The following is an 18,235-nucleotide window of genomic DNA, read 5'->3' as shown; positions in this document are numbered from 1 at the left end:
GGTGCGCTTCGACGTCGTCACGATCTTCCCCGAGTACCTCGCGGTCCTCGACGTCTCGCTGCTGGGCCGTGCCCGCCGCGAGGGCCTCGTGGACGTGCACGTCCACGACCTGCGCGACTTCACCGTCGACCGGCACCGCACCGTGGACGACACGCCCTACGGTGGCGGCGCCGGGATGGTGATGAAACCCGAGCCGTGGGCACTCGCGCTCGAGCACGTGGCGGCCCAGGGGTCTGTGGCGCCGGCCCCCGCCGATCCGGCGTCGGCGGGGCCGGGGGACCGCCCCGTGCTGCTCGTGCCGACGCCCTCGGGGGAGCGCTTCACCCAGCGGCTCGCCCGCGAACTGGCGGGCCGGGAGCACGTGGCGATCGCGTGCGGCCGCTACGAGGGCATCGACGAGCGCGTCTTCGGCTGGGCCGAGGAGCTCTTCGAGGTGCGGCTGGTCTCGCTGGGCGACTACGTGCTCAACGGCGGCGAGGTCGCGGCGCTGGCGATGATCGAGGCCGTCGGCCGCCTCGTGCCGGGCGTCGTGGGCAACCCGGCCTCGCTCGTCGAGGAGTCCCACGAGGACGGCCTGCTGGAGTACCCGGTCTACACCAAGCCCGCGGACTGGCGGGGCCGTGCGGTGCCGCCCGTGCTGCTCTCGGGCGACCACGGCAAGGTCGCGGCCTGGCGTCGGGCCCAGCAGGAGGAGCGCACGCGCGAGCGACGTCCGGACCTGTGGGCGGCGTACGACTCCGAGGACTGACCCGCCACGCCCGACGGGCTGGAGGGGCGTCGCGACGTCGTCGGCTGTGGCATAATGGGTCCTCGTGTCCGCCGGACGCCCGACCTGCCACAGGGGGCGCGCGTCAACGGATCGGACCCCGGGACCGCACCCCACGTGCGGAGCCCGGCCCTCGGCTCGGGACCCGGCCCCCTCGTCATGCGGACGTGGACGGGCCGTGCGCCCGCATACCACGCGGTTGACCTGTGGCATCCGCCAGGAGAGACGACATGCACATTCTCGACTCGTTCGACAAGAAGACGCTGCGCGACGACATCCCGGAGTTCGCCCCCGGCGACACCGTCAAGGTGCACGTGAACATCATCGAGGGCAAGACCGCCCGCGTCCAGGTGTTCCAGGGCTACGTCATGGGCCGTCAGGGCTACGGCGTGCGCGAGACCTTCCGCGTCCGCAAGGTGTCCTTCGGTGTCGGCGTGGAGCGCGTGTTCCCGGTGCACTCCCCGGTCATCGACAAGATCGAGGTCGTCACCAAGGGCGACGTGCGCCGCGCGAAGCTGTACTACATGCGCGACCGCCACGGCAAGGCCGCCCGCATCCGCGAGAAGCGCGTCGACGCCAAGTGATCATCCCGGTCGGCCCCGCCGACCGGTGATCGACCCATGCGCACCTCGGAGCCCCGTGACCCCCGCCGGTCACGGGGCTCCGTCGCGTCCGGGGCCAGCTCCTCCTCGAGCACGACGGCGGCCCCCGCCTCCGGCGCGAGCCGCTGGTGGGCGTGGCTCGGCCTGACCGTGGTGGCCGCCGTCGTGGTGGCCGCGGTGCTGCGGGCCCTCACCGGCCCCGTCTACCTCATCCCCTCCGGGTCGATGGAGCCGACCCTGCAGCCCGGCGACCGCGTGCGGGTGGACGCCGCCGCGGCGGGCGGGCAGGGCCTGCACCACGGCGACGTGGTGGTGTTCGACGGCGCCGGCAGCCTGGCGCCGTACCGTTCGGCCGGATCGCTCGAGCGCGGCCTCGAGGACGTCGCCCGGTGGTGGGGTGTCGGCGCGGCCGAGGACGTGTTCGTCAAGCGCGTGCTGGCCCTGCCGGGGGACCGCCTCGAATGCTGTGCCCCGGACGGTCGGCTGCTGCGCAACGGCGAGCCGCTGGATGAGCCGTATCTCGGCAGGCCCGTGACCGCGGACGAGCCGGCCGCGGCGGGGACCTGGTCCTTCGAGGTGCCCGACGGGCGCATGGTCGTCCTGGGCGACCACCGCGCCGCCTCCCGGGATTCCCGCGCACTGCTGGGCGCCCCCGGCGGCGGGCTGATCCCGCTCGAGCGGGTCGAGGGCCGGGTCGCGGAGGTCGTGTGGCCGCTGGCCCGCCGCGGGACCGTGGACGTCCCCTCCGGGGACACGCCGTGACCGGGCGCCGCACCGCGCTGATCGCCGCCGCCGTGACCGTGCTCGCCTGCGTGCTGGCGTGGGCGTTCCTGGCGCGCATGTACGCCATCCCGTCCTCGTCCATGGAGCCCGGGCTGCAGGCCGGCGACCGCGTGGTCGCCACGCTGCTCACCCCGGATCCGTTCCCGGTGCGCCGCGGTGACGTGGTGGTCTTCGAGGACACGAAGGGCTGGCTGCCCGGGGGCGGCCACGTGATCAAGCGGGCCGTCGGACTGCCGGGGGACACCGTCTCCTGGACGCCCGGCGAGGAGACGCTGCGCGTGAACGGGGTGCCCGTCGAGGAGCCGTACCTCGCGCCGGGGGAGACGCCCGCGCAGGAGGCGTTCGAGGTGACCGTCCCCGAGGGGCGGCTGTGGGTGCTCGGCGACCATCGTTCGGCGTCGGCGGACTCCCGCGCGCACCGCGCCGGGCCCGGGGGCGGGTTCGTGGCCCTCGACGACGTGGTGGGCCGCGCCCGGTTCGTGGTCTGGCCGCTGGACCGGGTCGGCGGCGCCGGCGCCGACCCCGACGCGTTCGCCGCCGTGCCGGACGCGCCCGTGCCGGGGGCTCGCACGTGACCGTCCGTCGGGGCGGCGGCCGGCCGACGGTGCGCGCCGGTCTGGACGTCGAGGCGGGGCTGGCCGCGCCGGTCCTCGCCGCGCGGGGAGTGGACCGGGTGCTGGTGGCGGGCATGGACGAGGTGGGCCGGGGCGCGCTGGCCGGGCCCGTCGTCGTCGGGGTGTGCGCCGCGTGGCTGCCCGCCGCGGGGCAGATCCCTCCGGTGCGCGACTCCAAGGCGCTCACGGACCGACGCCGGCGCGCCCTGGTCCCGCAGATCGAGGACTGGGCGGCCGGGGTGGCGCTCGGGGAGGCCGGCCCCGCGGAGATCGACGCGCTCGGGATCTCGGCGGCCCTCGGTCTCGCCGGGCGCCGGGCGTGGGCGGCGCTGTGCGACGCGGTGGGGCAGGAGCCGGTCGCCCTCGTGCTCGACGGCCGGGACGACTGGCTGAGCCGCTCCGATCCCGACGCCGGCCCCGTGCCCGCGCCGCGCCCGGTGCCGCCCGTGCCCACGATGCTGGTGCGGGCCGAGGACCGGTGCGCGACGGTGGCGGCCGCGTCGATCGCCGCGAAGGTGGCCCGCGACGACGTCATGATCGCCCTCGACGCGGCGCACCCGGGGTACGGGTGGGCCGGGAACAAGGGGTACGGCTCGGCCGCGCACCGGGCCGCCCTGGCCGAGCGCGGGGCGAGCGAGCAGCACCGGCGCAGCTGGAACCTCGGTCTGCCGGGCGCGCCCGCGCAGGCGCCGCCCACGCTGTTCGACTGAGTCCCCGGGGCCGGGCGAGGCCGCCCGTTCGACGTGCGACCCCCGGACGGGGGAGGATGGAGGCCGTGCGTGCCCGGACTGTCGGGGGTGCGCGGCGAACACTGAGGAGGCATGTCATGAGCGCAGACGACGTCGAGGACTTCGAGGCCGAGGCCGAGCTGCTGCTCTACCGCGAGTACCGGGACGTGGTGGGCCTGTTCCGCTACGTCGTGGAGACCGAGCGGCGCTTCTACCTCGCCAACGACGTGCGGCTGACGCCCCGCCAGGCGGACGGGGACGTGTTCTTCGAGATCGTGCTCGAGGACGCCTGGGTGTGGGACGTGTACCGCACGCAGCGGTTCATCAAGCGCGTGAAGGTGCTGACCTTCAAGGACGTGAACATCGAGGAGCTGCCCACCGAGGACCTGACGGTCCCGCCGGACGGCCAGCTGCCGAGCTGACCCACCCCTGATCGGCCCCGAGGGCGGGGCGCCGACGTCCACTCCTGCACAGGCGTCCGGCCCCGCACAATCCCCGCCGTCGCCGACCCGGTGAACCCGCCCCAGGCCACCCTGGTGCCCAGGAGGTGGTCGGGATGACGGGGACCGCGGAACGGACCGGGGCGCAGCCGCCCGGAGACAGGCGCGCCAGCCGCGCGCACACGGCGCTGGGCCGGTTCGGCGAGGACGCCGCCGCGCGCTGGCTCGCCGAGCGCGGCTACGTGATCGCCGACCGCAACTGGCGGGGCGAGGCCGGAGAGCTGGACATCGTGGCCCACCACGCCGGCTGGTGGGTGGGCGTCGAGGTGAAGACCCGCTCGGGCCTGGCCTTCGGCGACCCGTTCGAGTCGATCGACCGGCGCAAGCTCACCCGGCTGCACCGCCTCACCGCGGCGTGGGTGCGGGCCCACGCCGCGGACCGCCGGGGAACGCCCTGGCGCGTCGACGCCGTCGCCGTGCTGGTGCCGCGCACGGGAGGGATCCGCTTCGATCTGCTGCAGGACGTGCGGCCGTGAGCGGCATCGGACGCACCCGCTCCATCACGCTGGCGGGTCTGCGCGGGGAGGTCGTGCACGTCGAGGCGGACATCGCCCAGTCCCTGCCCGGGTTCACCCTCCTCGGCCTGCCGGACCAGGCGCTGCAGGAGAGCCGGGACCGCATCCGCTCCGCCGCGCGCAACGCCGGACTGCCCCTGACCCGGCGGCACCTGACCGTGAACCTGCTGCCGGCGGGGGTGCACAAGCGGGGTGCGTGCCACGACCTGGCGATCGTCCTGGCGGCCTACGCCGCGGACGGGCGGGTGCGGAACGTCGAGGGGCCCGTGTTCCTGGCCGAGCTCGGCCTCGACGGCGCCCTGCACCGCTCGCCGGAGACCGTGGCGATGGTGATGGCCGCCGTCGACGCGGGGTGCTCCGAGGTGGTCGTCGCCGAGGATGCGGAGGCCGAGGCCCGACTGGTCCCCGGCGCCGAGGTCCGCGGCTTCGCCCATCTGCACGACGTCATCCGCGCCTTCGGCGGGGAACCGGACGGAGAGCCGCCCCACCGCCCGGCCCGACGGCAGGTGACAGCCCCGGAACCGGAGCCGGCCCGTGCGGTGCCCGACCTCGCCGAGGTCGCCGGACAGGCCGAGGCCCGGTTCGCGCTCGAGGTCGCAGCCGCCGGCGCCCACCACCTGCTGCTCATGGGCGCCCCGGGGGCGGGCAAGACCATGCTCGCCGAGCGCCTGCCCGGAATCCTGCCTCCCCTGGACCGGCGCACCGCGCTCGAGTGCGCCGCCCTGCGCTCCCTCCGCGGCGGCGACGCCCGTGTCCGGCGCAGGGGCGGGACGGCCCAGGGGTTCGACGGTGACATCGACCGGACCCCGCCGTTCGAGGCACCCCACCACTCGGCGTCCCGCTCGGCCCTCGTGGGCGGCGGCAGCGGCCTCGCCCGGCCGGGAGCGGCCTCCCTCGCCCACGGCGGCGTGCTGTTCCTGGACGAGGCCCCCGAGTTCGAACGGCGCACCCTCGAGGCGCTGCGCCAGCCCCTCGAGTCCGGGGAGGTGCTGCTGCACCGGGCCCTCGGCGCCGTCGTCTACCCGGCCCGGTTCCAGCTCGTGCTGGCCGCCAACCCCTGCCCGTGCGGCAAGGGCGGTGGCACGGGCGTCGAGTGCCGGTGCAGCGTGCCCGAACGCCGCCGCTACGCCCAGCGGCTCTCCGGGCCGCTGCTGGACCGCGTCGACCTGCAGGTCACCGTGCGGCCCGTCGAAGCGCGGCAGCTCACGGGGGCGCCCGCGTCCGAGACCACGTCGCAGGTGGCCGCCCGGGTCGCCGCGGCCGCCGACCGCCAGGCCCGGCGCTGGGCCACCGCCGCCGAGCGCGGGCTCGCCCCGTCCGGGCTGCGCCGCAACGCGCACGTCCCCGCCGGGGTGCTGCGGCACGGCCCGTACGCCGTGCCCCGGGCGGCCCGCCGGCCCGCGGACGACGCCGTCGACCAGGGCCTGCTGAGCGCGCGCGGCCACGCCCGCGTCCTGCGCCTCGCCTGGACCCTGGCAGACCTGCGCGGCGCCGAACGGCCCGCACCCGAGGACACCGACGTGGCACTCACGCTGCGCCACCAGAACGAGGAGGACGCATGACCACCCACGTCACCCCGGCGGCAGACCACGTCGCCGGGCCGCGCCGGCCGGACGCCGCCCGGCTCGCCCGCGCCGCCCTGACCCGGCTGGTCGAGCCCGGGGACGCGCTCGCGGTGCAGACCGTCACGGCGCTGGGGCCGGAGCGGGCGCTCGCCCTGCTCACGGGCCGGGAGACGATCCAGCCCGCCGAGCGCGATCTGCTCGCCGATCTCGCCGGCGCGCCCGACACGCTGCCCCGGCGCTGGGCCGCGGGGCTGGCCCGCTGGGCGCCCCGGGCCGCCCGGCTGGAGCCGGAGCGTGACCTCGTGACTCTGCACCGGCTCGGGGGAGGCCTGCTGATCCCCGAGGACGACGCCTGGCCCGCCGCCCTGGCGGACCTGGGCGAGGAGGCGCCCCTGGGCCTGTGGTTCCGCGGCTCCGGAACGCTGCCTCCCGCGGACCGGATGCTCGCCGTCGTCGGCAGCCGGGAGGCGACCGCGTACGGGCGGACGGTGACCGCCCGCTGCGCCGCCCACGCCGTCCAGCAGGGCGCGTGCGTGATCTCCGGCGGTGCGTACGGCATCGACGGCGCCGCCCACCGGGCCGCGCTGCAGGCGCCCGCCGCACCGGAAGACGCGGCGGATCGCGACGGCGTCCCGCCCACGGTGGCGGTGCTGGCCGGCGGCCTCGACCGGTTCTACCCGGCCGGCCACGAGGACCTGCTTCGCGCGGTGATGGCCGCCGGGCTGCTCGTGTCCGAGATGCCGCCCGGTGCGAGTCCCACGCGGTACCGGTTCCTGCAGCGCAACCGGGTCATCGCCGCGCTCGCGGGGGCCGTGCTGGTGGTCGAGGCGCGCTGGCGGTCGGGAGCGCAGAACACGGCGGGCCACGCGTTCGGCCTCGGCCGCGAGGTGGGCGTGGTCCCCGGCCCCGTGACCTCGCCCAGCTCCGCCGGCTGCCACCGTCTGCTGCAGGAGAGCCCCGCCCGTCTCGTGACCACCGAGCAGGAGGCCCTCGCCCTGCTCGGCCAGGGGCCCGCCCGGAGCGGCGGCGCGGGCGGGAGGACCTCCACCCGGGCAGCTCCCGAGTCCGCCGCGCGGCCCACCGACGGGCTCACGATGGAGGAGGCCCTCGTCCACGAGGCGCTGCCCCTGCGCCAGGCGGTGCCCGTCGACCGGATCACCGTCAGCGCCGGGCTCGCGCTGCCCACCGTCCTGGCGTGCCTGTCCCGGCTGCAGCGGGCGGGCCTGGCCGAACGGGTCGAGGACCGGTGGCGGCGGGGATGACCTCCGGCCGCGTGCTCCCGGGCGGCGCCGCCCTGGGGCGGATGGCAGAGTGGGGGGATGACCCCGTCGTCCTCCGTCCGTCCCGTCCCGGTCCCGCGCGCCCCCTCGCCCCGGGACACGGCCTGGCTCGAGGCGTTCGAGGAGCACCTGCGCCACGAGCGGAACCGCAGCCCCCAGACCGTGCGCGCGTACCTCGCCGATCTGCGCGCCCTCATCGACCACGTCGCCGGCACAGCCGGCACCGCGGCGGCGCCCGCCGTGGATGACGACGCCCCCGCTCGCCACGTGCCCAGCGCACCGGACGTCCTCGCCGAGCTGGACATCGAGGACCTGCGTGGCTGGTTGGCGGCCATGAGCGGGGCCGGCCTCGCCCGCGCGACCCTGGCCCGCCGGGTGGCCGCCGTCCGCACCTTCACGGCCTGGCTGCGCCGGGAGGGCCTGCGCTCGGACGACCCCGCCCTGCGGCTGCGCTCGCCCCGACCCGAGGGGACGCTGCCCCACGTGCTCCAGGAGCAGCAGGCGAGGCGGCTCCTCGCGGCTGCCCAGGAGCGTGTGGACGCCGCCGCCGCGGGCGACGACCCTGCCGCCCACGCGCTGGCCCTGCGGGACGCCGCCCTGCTCGAGCTGCTCTACGCCACCGGCGCCCGGGTGGCCGAACTCTCCGCCCTGGACGTGGACGACCTCGAGGCCGGCCGCGGCGTCGTCCGGCTGACCGGCAAGGGAGACCGGCAGCGCACCGTCCCCTACGGCGCACCCGCGGGCCGCGCCCTCCAGGAGTGGCAGCGGCTCGGTCGCCCCCGCCTGGCCCGGCCGGACTCCGGCCCCGCCCTCTTCCTCGGCGCGCGCGGCGGCCGGCTGGGGGTGCGCCAGGCGCGCACCGTCGTCGACCGGGCACTCGAGGGCCTGGGGGACACCGCGGCGCGCGGGCCGCACGCGCTGCGCCACACGGCCGCGACCCACCTCCTCGACGGCGGCGCCGACCTGCGCAGCGTGCAGGAGCTGCTGGGGCATGCGTCCCTGCGCACCACGCAGGTCTACACACACGTCTCGATCGATCGCCTCCGCGAGGGCTACCGGCAGGCCCACCCACGCGCCTGACGCCTCCCCGGAGCACCCCCGGCCCGTCCCCTGCGCCGCCACGACACGCAGGGCGCCGCGCCGCCTCGTTGCCGGCCCAGCATCCCTGGTGCACAATGGCCCCAGGATCCACCGGAGCCGCGACGTGGTCGTAGGGGAAGACGCACCGCATCGCACCCTCGGAGGCATCCATGACCAGCACCCATACCCGCGGCGTGGTCCACATCCTCTCCGCCCCCACCGCCCTCTGCCCCCACGTGGAGTGGGCGCTGAGCTCCGTGCTCGGCCCCGCGACCTCGGTGGAGTGGGAGGGTCAGCCGGTCGCGCCCGGCCAGCACCGCGCCGAGGTGCACTGGACGGCGCCCGCCGGCACCGGCGCGCGTCTGGCCTCCGCCCTGCGTGGCTGGCCGCACCTGCGCTTCGAGATCACGGAGGAGCCGTCCGCCGGGGTCGACGGCTCGCGCTGGTCCCACACCCCGGACCTCGGCATCTTCCACGCCACCACGGACGTCTCCGGCAACATCATGGTCTCCGAGGACCGCATCCGGTACGCCTACGAGGCCGGTGCGGGCGACCCCAGCGTGCTGATGCACGAACTCTCCCTCGCGCTCGGCGAGGCCTGGGACGATGAGCTCGAGCCGTTCCGGCTGGCCGCCGCCCACGCCAACGTGCGCTGGCTGCACCGCGCTGTCTGAGCCTTCGCCCGGCCGGCGGCGCTCCGGCTCAGACGCTGCGGAACACGGCCACCGCGTTGTGGCCGCCGAACCCGAACGAGTTCTTCACGGCCACGCGCGGCCCCTCGGGCAGGCGGGCGGGGGAGCCGGTGACCACGTTCAGCGGGATCTCCGGGTCCTGGTGGTCCAGGTTGATGGTCACGGGCGCCTGGCCGTGGTGCACGGCGAGCACGGACAGGATCGACTCGATCGCGCCCGAGGCGCCCAGCAGGTGGCCGGTCTGGGACTTCGTGGCCGAGACCTGCACCTGGTCCAGGTGGTCGCCGAACACGGCCCGCATGGCCAGGTACTCCGGGGCGTCGCCCTTGGGTGTGGACGTCGCGTGGGCGTTCACGTGGCACACGTCCTCGGGGGTGATGTCGGCCGACCTCAGGGCGGCGCGCATCGCACGGGTCGCGCCCAGGCCCTCGGGCTCGGGCGCGGTGATGTGGTGGGAGTCGGAGCTGACGCCCGCGCCGGCCAGCTCGGCGTACACGCGCGCGCCGCGGGCCTTCGCGTGCTCCTCCGACTCGATCACCATGACGCCGGCGCCCTCACCGAGGACGAAGCCGTCGCGGTCCACGTCGTAGGGGCGGGACGCGGCCTGCGGGTCGTCGTTGCGCTTGGACAGCGCCTGCATCGCGGCGAACGCGGCCATCGGCAGCGGGTGCACGGCGGCCTCGGCGGCGCCGCAGATCACGACGTCGGCCTGGCCGGAGCGGACGAGCAGCAGCGCGGTCTCGAGCGCCTCGGTGCCGGCGGCGCACGCGGACACCACCGTGCGGGCGCCGGCACGGGCGCCGAACTCGAGGGAGAGCGCGCCGGCGGCGCCGTTGGGCATGAGCATCGGGACGGTCATGGGCAGCACGCGGCGCGGGCCGCGCTCGCGCAGGGTGTCCCAGCCGTCCAGGAGGGTCCACACGCCGCCGATGCCGGTGCCGAAGGCCACGGCGAGCCGGTCGCCGTCGACCTCCGCGCCCTCGAGGCCGGCGTCCTTCCAGGCCTCGCGCGCGGCGACGGTCGCCATCTGGGTGACCGGGTCCTGGCGTTTCTGCTCCACCTTGGAGAGGACCTCTGAGGTGGGCACGGCCAGCTCGGCCGCGAAGGTGACGGGCAGCTCGTACTTCTCCACCCAGTCGTGCTCCATGGTGCGCGCACCGGAGACGCCCTGCAGGGCGTGGGACCAGAAGGTGGGCACGTCGCCGCCGATGGGCGTGGTGGCGCCGAGGCCGGTGATCACTGCGGTGCGGGTCATGGGTCTGCTGCCTCTGGGTCTCGAGTGGGGATCGGGCGGAGGGGGAGTCGTCGGCACGACGCGCGGCGCTCGCCGGGGTGCCGGAAGTCGAGGGTGGCGGGGCCGGGGGCGCTCACGCGCCCCCGGCGCTCACCGAGGGGACGGGACGGGCCGGGCCCGCCGCCGTCGTGGGCCGATCAGGCCTGGGCGCCGTCGATGAAGTCGACGGCGCCCTGGACGGTCTTGAGGTTCTTGACCTCCTCGTCCGGGATCTTCACGCCGAACTTGTCCTCGGCGTTGACCACGATGGTCATCATCGAGATCGAGTCGATGTCCAGGTCGTCCGTGAAGGACTTCTCCGGCTGCACCTCGGCGGTGTCGAGACCGGTCTCCTCGTTCACGATCTCGGCGAGGCCGGCGAGGATCTCTTCCTTGGAAGCCATGGGGCGTCTCCTTCGGTAGGGGTGTGAGGTGTACGTGGACAGTGAATCAGACGGCGCCGCCTCAGGGGAGGCGGACCACCTGGACGCCGTAGACCAGCCCGGCGCCGAAGCCGATCTGCAGGGCCAGGCCGCCGGAGAGCTCGGGGTTCTCCTCCAGCAGACGGTGCATGGCCAGCGGGATGGACGCGGCCGACGTGTTGCCGGCGTCCGCGATGTCCCGGGCCACGACGACGGACTCCGGCAGCTTCAGCTGCTTGGCGAACTCGTCGATGATCCGCATGTTGGCCTGGTGCGGGATGAACGCGGCGAGGTCCTCGGGCTCCACGCCCGCGGCGTCGAGGGCCTCGCGGGCCACCTTCGCCATCGACCACACGGCCCAGCGGAAGACGGAGGGCCCGTCCTGGCGCAGCGTGGGCCAGAGCATCCCCTCCGCGCCGGTGATCGCCGAGGCGTCGCCCGTGGTGCGGGCGTGCTCCACGGCATCGCGCAGCTCCAGCTGCGAGTGCGTCATGGAGATCGTGGACCAGCGCTCCCCGTCCGAACCCCACACCGAGGGGGAGATGCCCGGCTCGTCCGCGGCCGACACGATCACGGCGCCCGCGCCGTCGCCCAGGAGGAAGGAGATGGAGCGGTCCGTGGGATCCACGACGTCGGAGAGGCGCTCGACGCCGACCACGAGCACGTGCCGCGCGGTGCCGGAGCGCACGAGCGCGTCGGCCTGCGCGACGCCGTAGCAGTAGCCGGCGCACGCGGCGGAGACGTCGTAGGCGGGCGCCGGGGTGGCGCCGATCTCGTGCGCCACGAGGGCCGCGGCCGAGGGGGTGGCGTGCGGGAAGGTGACGGTCGAGACGATCACGGCGTCCAGGTCCGAGCCCTGCAGGCCGGCCCGCTCGAGGGCCTCCCGGGCGGCGCCCACGGCCATGACGGGCACGGTCTCCTCCGCCGTGGCGCGCTGGCGCGTGACGATGCCGGTGCGCTGGCGGATCCACTCGTCCGACGAGTCGATGGGGCCGACGAGGTCCTCATTGGGGACCAGGTTCGCCGGGCGGTAGGCGCCCACGGCCACGATGCGGCTGGCCGCGGGGCGCTCGTGCTGCTTCAGGGTGACGGTCATGGTGCTTCTCTCTGCCGGGCGGTGCGCGGGGTTCAGGCCGAGTGCTCGGCCAGGAACGCCCGCGCGGCGTCCAGGTCCTCGGGGGTCTTCACGGCGAGCTGCGCGGTGCCCTTGAGACCGCGCTTGGCCAGTCCGGTCAGTGTGCCACCGGGCAGCAGCTCCAGGACGCCCGTGACCTGCCGCGTGGCCATGGTCGCCATGCACAGGTCCCAGCGGACCGGGCGGGTGACCTGGTCCACGATCCGGGCGAGCACGTCCGTGCCGGACTCGACGGCCTCGCCGTCCCGGTTGGACAGCAGGGGCAGGCGCGGGTCCGAGGGGGAGAGGCCGGCGACGTGGGCCGCGAGGTCGTCCACGGCGGGGCGCATGTGCTCCGTGTGGAACGCGCCGGCCACCTTGAGCGGGATCACGCGGGCGCGGGCGGGGGCGGACTCGGCGAGCGCGCCGAGGGCCTCCGCGGTGCCGGCGGCGACGATCTGGCCGGCGCCGTTGACATTGGCGGGCGTCAGGCCCGCCGCGTCGATGGCCGCGAGGACCTCGTCCTGGTCCCCACCCACGACGGCGGCCATGCCCGTGGGCGTGGCCGCGGCGGCCCGGGCCATGCCGGTGGCGCGCACGCGCACCAGGGAGAGGGCCTCGGCGGGGGACAGCACGCCGGTGACGGCGGCCGCGGTGACCTCGCCCACGGAGTGGCCGGCCACGACGGTCGACTTCGGTGCGGCGGCGTCCGCCTCGAGGGCCGCGGCGGCCACGAGGCCGGCCGCCACGATCAGCGGCTGGGCGACGGCGGTGTCCTTGATGGTCTCCTCGTCCGACTCAGTGCCGTGGCGGATCAGGTCCACGCCCGCGGCGTCGGAGAGGGATGCGAGCAGGTCGCGGGTCCCGTCCAGCTCGAGCCAGGGGGCGAGGAAGCCGGGCGTCTGGGACCCCTGTCCGGGGCACACGATGGCAAGCATTCCTCCATCGTGTCAGGATCGGCCGCCATCCCGGGCAGATCGCGCCACGAAGCACGGCGAGTCGGTTTGGAGGGTTTCTACAAGCGGGGGTGTGCGCCGCCCCGGCTCAGTCCGACCCGTCCCCGGTCGTCTGCCGCGCCCCCGCGAGCCGGCCCAGGGTGATCGCGGTCTGCAGGACGTACGCGTCGCGGGGGACCAGCGGGTCCCAGCCGGTCACCTCAGCCACCCGCTTGAGGCGGTACCGCACGGTGTTCGCGTGGACGAACAGCTCGCGGGCCGTGCCCTCGAGCGAGTGGCCCAGCGCGCCGTACGCGTCCACGGTCTCCAGCAGGGAGGTGCCGGCGTCGGCCAGGGGCGTGAACACCCCGTCCACGAGGGCCTCCCGGGCCGTGGGGTCGCCCAGCAGCGCCCGCTCGGGCAGCAGGTCCTCCGCCGGGGTGGGCCGGCTCGCCCGGGGGTGGGCGGCCGCGGCGCTGAGCCCGGCGAGGGTGTGCCGCGCCGAGACGTGCGCCGAGACCAGCGAGTCCACGACGGGTCCCACGATCACCGGTCCCGGCGCGAACCAGGGCGCGAGCGCCTCGCCCACCGCCCGCGCGTCCCGCACCGAGCCGACCACGAGGACGAGCCGTTCGGACTGCACGCCCACGAGCAGGTCGCAGTCGAGCCTCGCCGCGGCCCGCCGCAGGTCCGGGATGAACGCGGGCTTGTCCTGCCCCGGGGCGAGACCCGCCATGACCATCACGTCGTGGTCCCCACGCCAGCCCAGCGCGGTGGCCCGGTGCCGGATCTCGTCCGGGTCCTGCCCGCGCAGCACCGCGTCCAGCAGGACCGACTCGAGCCGCGAGTCCATCGCTCCGCGCATCTCCGCGGCCCGGGCGTACACGTCTGCGAGCGCGAACGCGACCTCGCGCGAGTAGTGGAGGATGTGCTCGCGGACGGGCGCCTGGTCGCGCTCGGCCAGCAGCTCCGGCACCCGCGTCTCGACGACGTCCACCATCGTCCGGATGAGCTGGAGGGCCCGCTGCAGCGAGATCGCCCCGGTGAGATCGGTGGGCGCGGGCCCGAAGACGTCCTGCAGGACGTGGCCCGTGGAGGTGGGCCGCTCGAACCACGTGAGGAAGCCCTGCAGGGCGCGCTGGGCCACGAGCCCGAGGGCGCTGCGCTCGTCCGGGGTGAGTCGGCGGTACCAGGGCAGGGTGGCGTCCAGCCGCTGCAGCACCGCCGTGTTCAGGGCCCCCAGGTGGCTCCTGAGGCGGGCCAGCCCGTCGGTGCTCACGGGGCGAGGGGCGGCGGGGCGGGGCTCGGGCATGCGCTTCATCCTAGGCGCGTGTTGTGGGGTTCCTACAGCGACGACGCCGGCCGCTCGCCTCCCTGGCGGAGGCGAGCGGCCGGCGTCGGGACGGGAGGGCGTCGGCCTCCCCGCGGCATGCGGGTCAGGCGTCGCCGCCCGCGATGCCGGTGGTGCCGGCGTTGACGTCGTCCAGGCGGTACTTCTCGTGCGCCTTCGCGGCCGTGCCCCGCTCGACCTCGCCCTCCTCCTCGAGGAGCTGCAGCGCGCGGACCACCATCGAGTGGGTGTCGATGAGGAAGTACCGACGGGCGGCGGCGCGGGTGTCCGCGAAGCCGAACTCGTCGGCGCCGAGCGCCGAGAAGCGGTTCGGCACGAACGGGCGGATCTGGTTCGTCCACGAGGTGGAGTAGTCCGAGGTGGCCACGATCGGGCCCTCGGCCCCCTGCAGCGCCTGCGTCACGTAGGGCACGCGCGGGGTGGCGGACGGGTCCTTCAGGGCGTCCTTCTCCGCCGCGACGGCGTCGCGGTACAGCTCGTTGTAGGAGGTCACCGACCACACGGAGGCGTTCACGCCCCACTCCTCGGAGAGGATCCGCTGGGCGTCGAGCGCCCACGGCACGGAGACGCCGGAGCCCAGGAGCTGGACCTTCGGGCCGTCGCCCTGGCCCTCGGAGAGGCGGTAGATGCCCTTGAGCAGGCCCTCCACGTCGAGGCCCTCGGGCTCCTCGATGTGGGTGATCGGCTCGTTGTACACCGTGAGGTAGTAGATGACGTTGCGGACGTCGTCCCCGCGGTCGTGGTCGCCGTACATGTCCTCCAGGCCCTGGCGCACGATGTGGGCGATCTCGTACGAGTACGCCGGGTCGTAGTGCTTCACGGCCGGGTTCGTGGACGCCAGGACGGGGGAGTGACCGTCCATGTGCTGGGTGCCCTCGCCGGCGAGGGTGGTGCGCCCGGCGGTGGCGCCGATCATGAAGCCGCGCGCGAGCTGGTCGCCTGCGGCCCAGATGTTGTCCGCGGTCCGCTGGAAGCCGAACATCGAGTAGAAGATGTACACCGGGATCATCGGCTCGCCGTGCGTGGAGTACGCCGTGCCGACCGCGTTGAATGCCGCGGTGGCGCCGTCCTCGTTGATGCCGACGTGGTAGATCTTCCCCTGCGGGGACTCCTTGTAGGACAGGAACAGATCCCGGTCCACGGACAGGTAGTTCTGGCCCTTGGGGTTGTAGATCTTCGCGGTCGGGAAGAACGAGTCCATGCCGAAGGTGCGGGCCTCGTCCGGGATGATCGGCACGAAGCGCGGTCCCATGTTCTTGTCCCGCATCAGGTCCTTGAGCAGGCGCACGAACGCCATGGTCGTGGCGGCCTGCTGCTTGCCCGATCCCTTGCGAGCCTGCTTGTACGCGGACTCCGGAGGCAGCGGGATCGCGTGGTAGTCGCTGCGCCGCTCCGGCACGAAGCCGCCCAGCTCCTTGCGCCGCTCCATCATGTACGTGATCTCCGGAGCGTCGGCGCCCGGGTGGTAGTACGGGATGTCGTACGGGTCCTTCTCGATCTGCTCGTCCGAGATCGGGATGCGGTGGCGGTCCCGGAACACCTTGAGGTCGTCCACCGTCAGCTTCTTCATCTGGTGCGTGGCGTTGCGACCCTCGAAGGACTTGCCCAGGCCGTAGCCCTTGATGGTGTGGGCCAGGATCACGGTGGGCTGGCCCTTGTGCTCCATGGCGGCCTTGTAGGCGGCGTACACCTTCTTGTAGTCGTGGCCGCCACGCTTGAGGCCCCAGATCTCGTCGTCGGTCATGTCCGCCACCATCTCCTTGGTGACGGAGGACCGGCCGAAGAAGTGGTCGCGCACGAAGCCGCCGGACTCGGCCTTGTAGGTCTGGTAGTCGCCGTCGAGCGTCTCGTTCATGATGCGCACGAGCTCGCCCTCGTCGTCGGCCTCGAGCAGCGGATCCCACTCGCGGCCCCACAGGACCTTGATGACGTTCCAGCCGGCGCCCCGGAAGTAGGACTCCAGCTCCTGGACGATCTTGCCGTTGCCGCGCACCGGCCCGTCGAGACGCTGCAGGTTGCAGTTGATGACGAAGGTGAGGTTGTCGAGCTTGTCGTTGGCCGCGATGTGCAGCTGGCCGCGCGACTCCGGTTCGTCCATCTCGCCGTCGCCGAGGAAGGCCCACACGTGCTGGTCGGAGGTGTCCTTGATGCCGTTGTTGTGCAGGTACCGGTTGGTCTGCGCCTGGAAGATGGCGTTCATCGGCCCCAGGCCCATGGACACGGTGGGGTACTGCCAGAAGTGCGGCATCATCCGCGGGTGCGGGTAGGAGGGCAGGCCGTGGCCCTGGCGGGACTTCTCCTGGCGGAAGCCGTCGAGGTCCTCCTCGGTCAGGCGGCCCTCGAGGAAGGCTCGGGCGTAGTTGCCCGGCGAGGAGTGGCCCTGGAAGAAGATGTGGTCGCCGCCGCCCGGGTGGTCCTGGCCGCGGAAGAAGTGGTTCAGGCCCACCTCGTAGAGGGTCGCCTGGCCTGCGTAGGAGGAGATATGGCCGCCGACGCCGACGCGTTGGGCGCGCTGCACCAGGGCCATGGCGTTCCACCGCAGGTAGTTGCGGTAGCGGCGCTCGAGCTCCTCGTCGCCCGGGTACTCCGGCTCCTGGTCCGCCGGGATCGTGTTCACGTAGTCCGTGGTGGTCACGTAGGGCAGGGCGACGGACTGGGCGCTCGCGCGCTGCATGAGGGAGCGCATGATGTACTGCGCCCGCTCCGTGCCGCGCTCCTCGATGAGTCCGTCGAGGGACTCGATCCACTCCGACGTCTCCTGCGGATCCTTGTCCGGGAGCTGGTCGGTCAGACCGCTGCGGATCTGCGAGCTCTCTTCAGCTGCGCTCACGGTGCCTCCTGGTTCTCGTGCGGAGGGGTGCTCCGCGGTGGGCTGCGGGCAGACGATCCGGTCCGGGCCCGCGACGCCGAGCCGGGCGCGTCGCCCGGAGAGTGCGTCTGTTCCTCCCCAGAGTAGACCGGAGCCGCCGCGTCCGCCCGGCCGGAGGCCCCGGAACGGCGGCGTCCACGGCGTATGGTGGTCATCATCACCCGCTCGACGGCGCGGGCCGCAGTGCCCGCCACCATCAAGGAGGACCGGACACTATGCAGGCTGGGTCGACGCCGACCTCGACGGACAGCGCCCTGCTGGCGGAGCTCGCCCTCTCGAGGGGCGACCTGGTGCAGGAGTGGGGGTACGACGACGACGTCGACGTCACCTTCCGCGACGCGCTCGAGGACGCGCTCGGCGAGGAGCTGCTGACCGAGGACGACCAGGAGCCGGCGGACGCGGTCCTCTTCTGGTGGCGCGCGGACGACGGCGACGTCATGGATCTCGCGGACGCCCTCGTGGACGCCCAGCGCTCCCTCGATGCCGGCCCCGTCTGGATCATGACCCCCCGCAAGGGGCGCCCCGGCCACGTCAGCCCGGCGGACGTCGCCGAGGCCGCCTCCACCGCGGGCCTGCACGCCACCACCGGGGCCGGTGCCTCCGAGGACTGGGCCGCTCAGAAGCTCGTCCAGAAGCGCGGTGGCTGAGCCCCCGTCCGGCGGGACGCGGGGCGCCGACGTCGTCCCCGCGCTGCGCGACGACCACGGCCAGACGTGGCCGTGGCCGCCGACGCGCGGGCCCCAGGACGCCGCCGGGCCGCGGGGCACGTGGCTCGTCTTCCTGCCCGGGGCGTTCACGCCGGTGTGCACGGACGAGCTCGGCTGGCTCGGGGCGCTCGCCGAGGACGTGGCGGTCGACGATGTGGCTGTCCGCGTGGTCTCGTGTGATGCCGCCCCCGTGCTGCGCCGCGTCCGCGAGGAGCTGGCACTGCCGGAGCCGCTCACCCTGCTCTCCGATTTCTGGCCCCACGGCGCGGCCTGCCGTGCCCTCGACGTCTTCGACGTGGAGACCGGGCGGCCCCGCCGCGTCTCCGTGCTGCTCGACGCGGACGGGGTCGAGGCCGCGCGCGTGGTCGCCGCCCCGGGACAGGCACGCACCCGGAGCGAGCACGAGGCGGCGACGCGCGACCTGCTCGCTCACCGGTAG

At 74.7% G+C, this 18,235-nt stretch carries 19 protein-coding genes; 13 read left to right on the top strand and 6 right to left on the bottom strand.

Translation table 11 applies throughout. The annotated features are described in order from the left end of the window. Nucleotide 1: 1 nt before the first annotated feature. The 11 genes from trmD to ACUJ8O_RS00235 all read left to right on the top strand — a co-directional run bounded on the left by trmD (nucleotide 2) and on the right by ACUJ8O_RS00235 (nucleotide 9,107). Nucleotides 2–748: a tRNA (guanosine(37)-N1)-methyltransferase TrmD gene (gene trmD / locus ACUJ8O_RS00285; RefSeq protein WP_101965523.1), complete on the top strand. Its 747-nt coding sequence runs from the start codon at nucleotides 2–4 to the stop codon at nucleotides 746–748. Nucleotides 749–996: 248 nt separating this feature from the next. Continuing rightward, nucleotides 997–1,350, top strand: coding sequence for a 50S ribosomal protein L19 (rplS, locus tag ACUJ8O_RS00280; RefSeq protein ID WP_036340124.1), 354 nt, complete (start codon nucleotides 997–999; stop codon nucleotides 1,348–1,350). A 36-nt stretch (nucleotides 1,351–1,386) separates the two neighbouring features. Further along, nucleotides 1,387–2,130, top strand: a complete 744-nt coding sequence (gene lepB / locus ACUJ8O_RS00275; RefSeq protein WP_049145822.1) for a signal peptidase I — start codon at nucleotides 1,387–1,389, stop codon at nucleotides 2,128–2,130. Continuing rightward, nucleotides 2,127–2,726 carry a signal peptidase I gene (lepB, locus tag ACUJ8O_RS00270; RefSeq protein WP_069941906.1) on the top strand — a complete coding sequence of 200 codons (600 nt, stop codon included), beginning with the start codon at nucleotides 2,127–2,129 and terminating at the stop codon, nucleotides 2,724–2,726. The genes lepB (ACUJ8O_RS00275) and lepB (ACUJ8O_RS00270) overlap by 4 nt, the downstream gene beginning before the upstream one ends. Then, a complete protein-coding gene (locus ACUJ8O_RS00265; protein WP_101965522.1) occupies nucleotides 2,723–3,475 on the top strand; it encodes a ribonuclease HII in 753 nt (250 codons plus the stop codon). The genes lepB (ACUJ8O_RS00270) and ACUJ8O_RS00265 overlap by 4 nt, the downstream gene beginning before the upstream one ends. Nucleotides 3,476–3,591: 116 nt before the next feature. Further along, nucleotides 3,592–3,915 carry a DUF2469 domain-containing protein gene (locus ACUJ8O_RS00260; RefSeq protein WP_445373033.1) on the top strand — a complete coding sequence of 108 codons (324 nt, stop codon included), beginning with the start codon at nucleotides 3,592–3,594 and terminating at the stop codon, nucleotides 3,913–3,915. A 134-nt stretch (nucleotides 3,916–4,049) separates the two neighbouring features. Further along, nucleotides 4,050–4,469, top strand: coding sequence for a YraN family protein (locus ACUJ8O_RS00255; protein ID WP_098093050.1), 420 nt, complete (start codon nucleotides 4,050–4,052; stop codon nucleotides 4,467–4,469). Beyond that, the gene (locus ACUJ8O_RS00250; RefSeq protein ID WP_101965521.1) at nucleotides 4,466–6,070 is read left to right on the top strand and encodes a YifB family Mg chelatase-like AAA ATPase; all 1,605 of its coding nucleotides are present in this window, start codon (nucleotides 4,466–4,468) and stop codon (nucleotides 6,068–6,070) included. Before ACUJ8O_RS00255 ends, ACUJ8O_RS00250 begins: the two co-directional genes overlap by 4 nt. After that, the gene (locus ACUJ8O_RS00245) at nucleotides 6,067–7,335 is read left to right on the top strand and encodes a DNA-processing protein DprA (protein ID WP_231119510.1); all 1,269 of its coding nucleotides are present in this window, start codon (nucleotides 6,067–6,069) and stop codon (nucleotides 7,333–7,335) included. The genes ACUJ8O_RS00250 and ACUJ8O_RS00245 overlap by 4 nt, the downstream gene beginning before the upstream one ends. A gap of 57 nt (nucleotides 7,336–7,392) precedes the next feature. Then, complete coding sequence (locus ACUJ8O_RS00240; RefSeq protein WP_371506630.1) at nucleotides 7,393–8,433, top strand: tyrosine recombinase XerC; 1,041 nt, start codon at nucleotides 7,393–7,395, stop codon at nucleotides 8,431–8,433. A gap of 170 nt (nucleotides 8,434–8,603) precedes the next feature. Next, nucleotides 8,604–9,107, top strand: a complete 504-nt coding sequence (locus tag ACUJ8O_RS00235) for a DUF3145 domain-containing protein (RefSeq protein ID WP_036340144.1) — start codon at nucleotides 8,604–8,606, stop codon at nucleotides 9,105–9,107. 28 nt (nucleotides 9,108–9,135) lie between these two features. On the opposite strand, the gene fabF is transcribed toward ACUJ8O_RS00235, so the two are convergent. The 6 genes from fabF to aceE form a co-directional block, all read right to left on the bottom strand. Then, complete coding sequence (gene fabF, locus ACUJ8O_RS00230) at nucleotides 9,136–10,380, bottom strand: beta-ketoacyl-ACP synthase II (RefSeq protein WP_445373032.1); 1,245 nt, start codon at nucleotides 10,378–10,380, stop codon at nucleotides 9,136–9,138. A 176-nt stretch (nucleotides 10,381–10,556) separates the two neighbouring features. Further along, nucleotides 10,557–10,802, bottom strand: coding sequence for an acyl carrier protein (locus ACUJ8O_RS00225; protein WP_445373031.1), 246 nt, complete (start codon nucleotides 10,800–10,802; stop codon nucleotides 10,557–10,559). A 61-nt stretch (nucleotides 10,803–10,863) separates the two neighbouring features. Then, on the bottom strand, nucleotides 10,864–11,916 hold the full coding sequence (locus tag ACUJ8O_RS00220) for a beta-ketoacyl-ACP synthase III (RefSeq protein WP_445373030.1): 1,053 nt from the start codon (nucleotides 11,914–11,916) through the stop codon (nucleotides 10,864–10,866). Between the two features lie 32 nt (nucleotides 11,917–11,948). Next, complete coding sequence (locus ACUJ8O_RS00215) at nucleotides 11,949–12,872, bottom strand: ACP S-malonyltransferase (RefSeq protein ID WP_113914178.1); 924 nt, start codon at nucleotides 12,870–12,872, stop codon at nucleotides 11,949–11,951. Between the two features lie 106 nt (nucleotides 12,873–12,978). Next, a complete protein-coding gene (locus ACUJ8O_RS00210; RefSeq protein WP_044659134.1) occupies nucleotides 12,979–14,181 on the bottom strand; it encodes a PucR family transcriptional regulator in 1,203 nt (400 codons plus the stop codon). 124 nt (nucleotides 14,182–14,305) lie between these two features. Beyond that, nucleotides 14,306–17,050, bottom strand: coding sequence for a pyruvate dehydrogenase (acetyl-transferring), homodimeric type (aceE, locus tag ACUJ8O_RS00205; RefSeq protein WP_445373029.1), 2,745 nt, complete (start codon nucleotides 17,048–17,050; stop codon nucleotides 14,306–14,308). Nucleotides 17,051–17,304: 254 nt separating this feature from the next. Here aceE and ACUJ8O_RS00200 point away from each other — a divergent pair, with 254 nt between their 5' ends. Further along, complete coding sequence (locus tag ACUJ8O_RS00200) at nucleotides 17,305–17,736, top strand: DUF3052 domain-containing protein (RefSeq protein ID WP_036340159.1); 432 nt, start codon at nucleotides 17,305–17,307, stop codon at nucleotides 17,734–17,736. After that, complete coding sequence (locus tag ACUJ8O_RS00195) at nucleotides 17,729–18,235, top strand: redoxin domain-containing protein (protein ID WP_036340162.1); 507 nt, start codon at nucleotides 17,729–17,731, stop codon at nucleotides 18,233–18,235. Before ACUJ8O_RS00200 ends, ACUJ8O_RS00195 begins: the two co-directional genes overlap by 8 nt.

The organism is Micrococcus sp. EWR3.9.1, assembly GCF_052615555.1.
This window is presented reverse-complemented; position numbering and strand designations above follow the sequence as displayed.

What these genes read in the sequence shown, in the direction of transcription:
- rplS (WP_036340124.1), top strand. Translation starts at nt 997, where the DNA reads ATGCACATTCTCGACTCGTTCGACAAGAAGACGCTGCGCGACGACATC.
- lepB (WP_049145822.1), top strand. Translation starts at nt 1,387, where the DNA reads ATGCGCACCTCGGAGCCCCGTGACCCCCGCCGGTCACGGGGCTCCGTC.
- ACUJ8O_RS00260 (WP_445373033.1), top strand. Translation starts at nt 3,592, where the DNA reads ATGAGCGCAGACGACGTCGAGGACTTCGAGGCCGAGGCCGAGCTGCTG.
- ACUJ8O_RS00255 (WP_098093050.1), top strand. Translation starts at nt 4,050, where the DNA reads ATGACGGGGACCGCGGAACGGACCGGGGCGCAGCCGCCCGGAGACAGG.
- ACUJ8O_RS00245 (WP_231119510.1), top strand. Translation starts at nt 6,067, where the DNA reads ATGACCACCCACGTCACCCCGGCGGCAGACCACGTCGCCGGGCCGCGC.
- ACUJ8O_RS00240 (WP_371506630.1), top strand. Translation starts at nt 7,393, where the DNA reads ATGACCCCGTCGTCCTCCGTCCGTCCCGTCCCGGTCCCGCGCGCCCCC.
- ACUJ8O_RS00235 (WP_036340144.1), top strand. Translation starts at nt 8,604, where the DNA reads ATGACCAGCACCCATACCCGCGGCGTGGTCCACATCCTCTCCGCCCCC.
- fabF (WP_445373032.1), bottom strand. Translation starts at nt 10,380, where the DNA reads ATGACCCGCACCGCAGTGATCACCGGCCTCGGCGCCACCACGCCCATC.
- ACUJ8O_RS00225 (WP_445373031.1), bottom strand. Translation starts at nt 10,802, where the DNA reads ATGGCTTCCAAGGAAGAGATCCTCGCCGGCCTCGCCGAGATCGTGAAC.
- ACUJ8O_RS00220 (WP_445373030.1), bottom strand. Translation starts at nt 11,916, where the DNA reads ATGACCGTCACCCTGAAGCAGCACGAGCGCCCCGCGGCCAGCCGCATC.
- ACUJ8O_RS00215 (WP_113914178.1), bottom strand. Translation starts at nt 12,872, where the DNA reads ATGCTTGCCATCGTGTGCCCCGGACAGGGGTCCCAGACGCCCGGCTTC.
- ACUJ8O_RS00210 (WP_044659134.1), bottom strand. Translation starts at nt 14,181, where the DNA reads ATGCCCGAGCCCCGCCCCGCCGCCCCTCGCCCCGTGAGCACCGACGGG.
- ACUJ8O_RS00200 (WP_036340159.1), top strand. Translation starts at nt 17,305, where the DNA reads ATGCAGGCTGGGTCGACGCCGACCTCGACGGACAGCGCCCTGCTGGCG.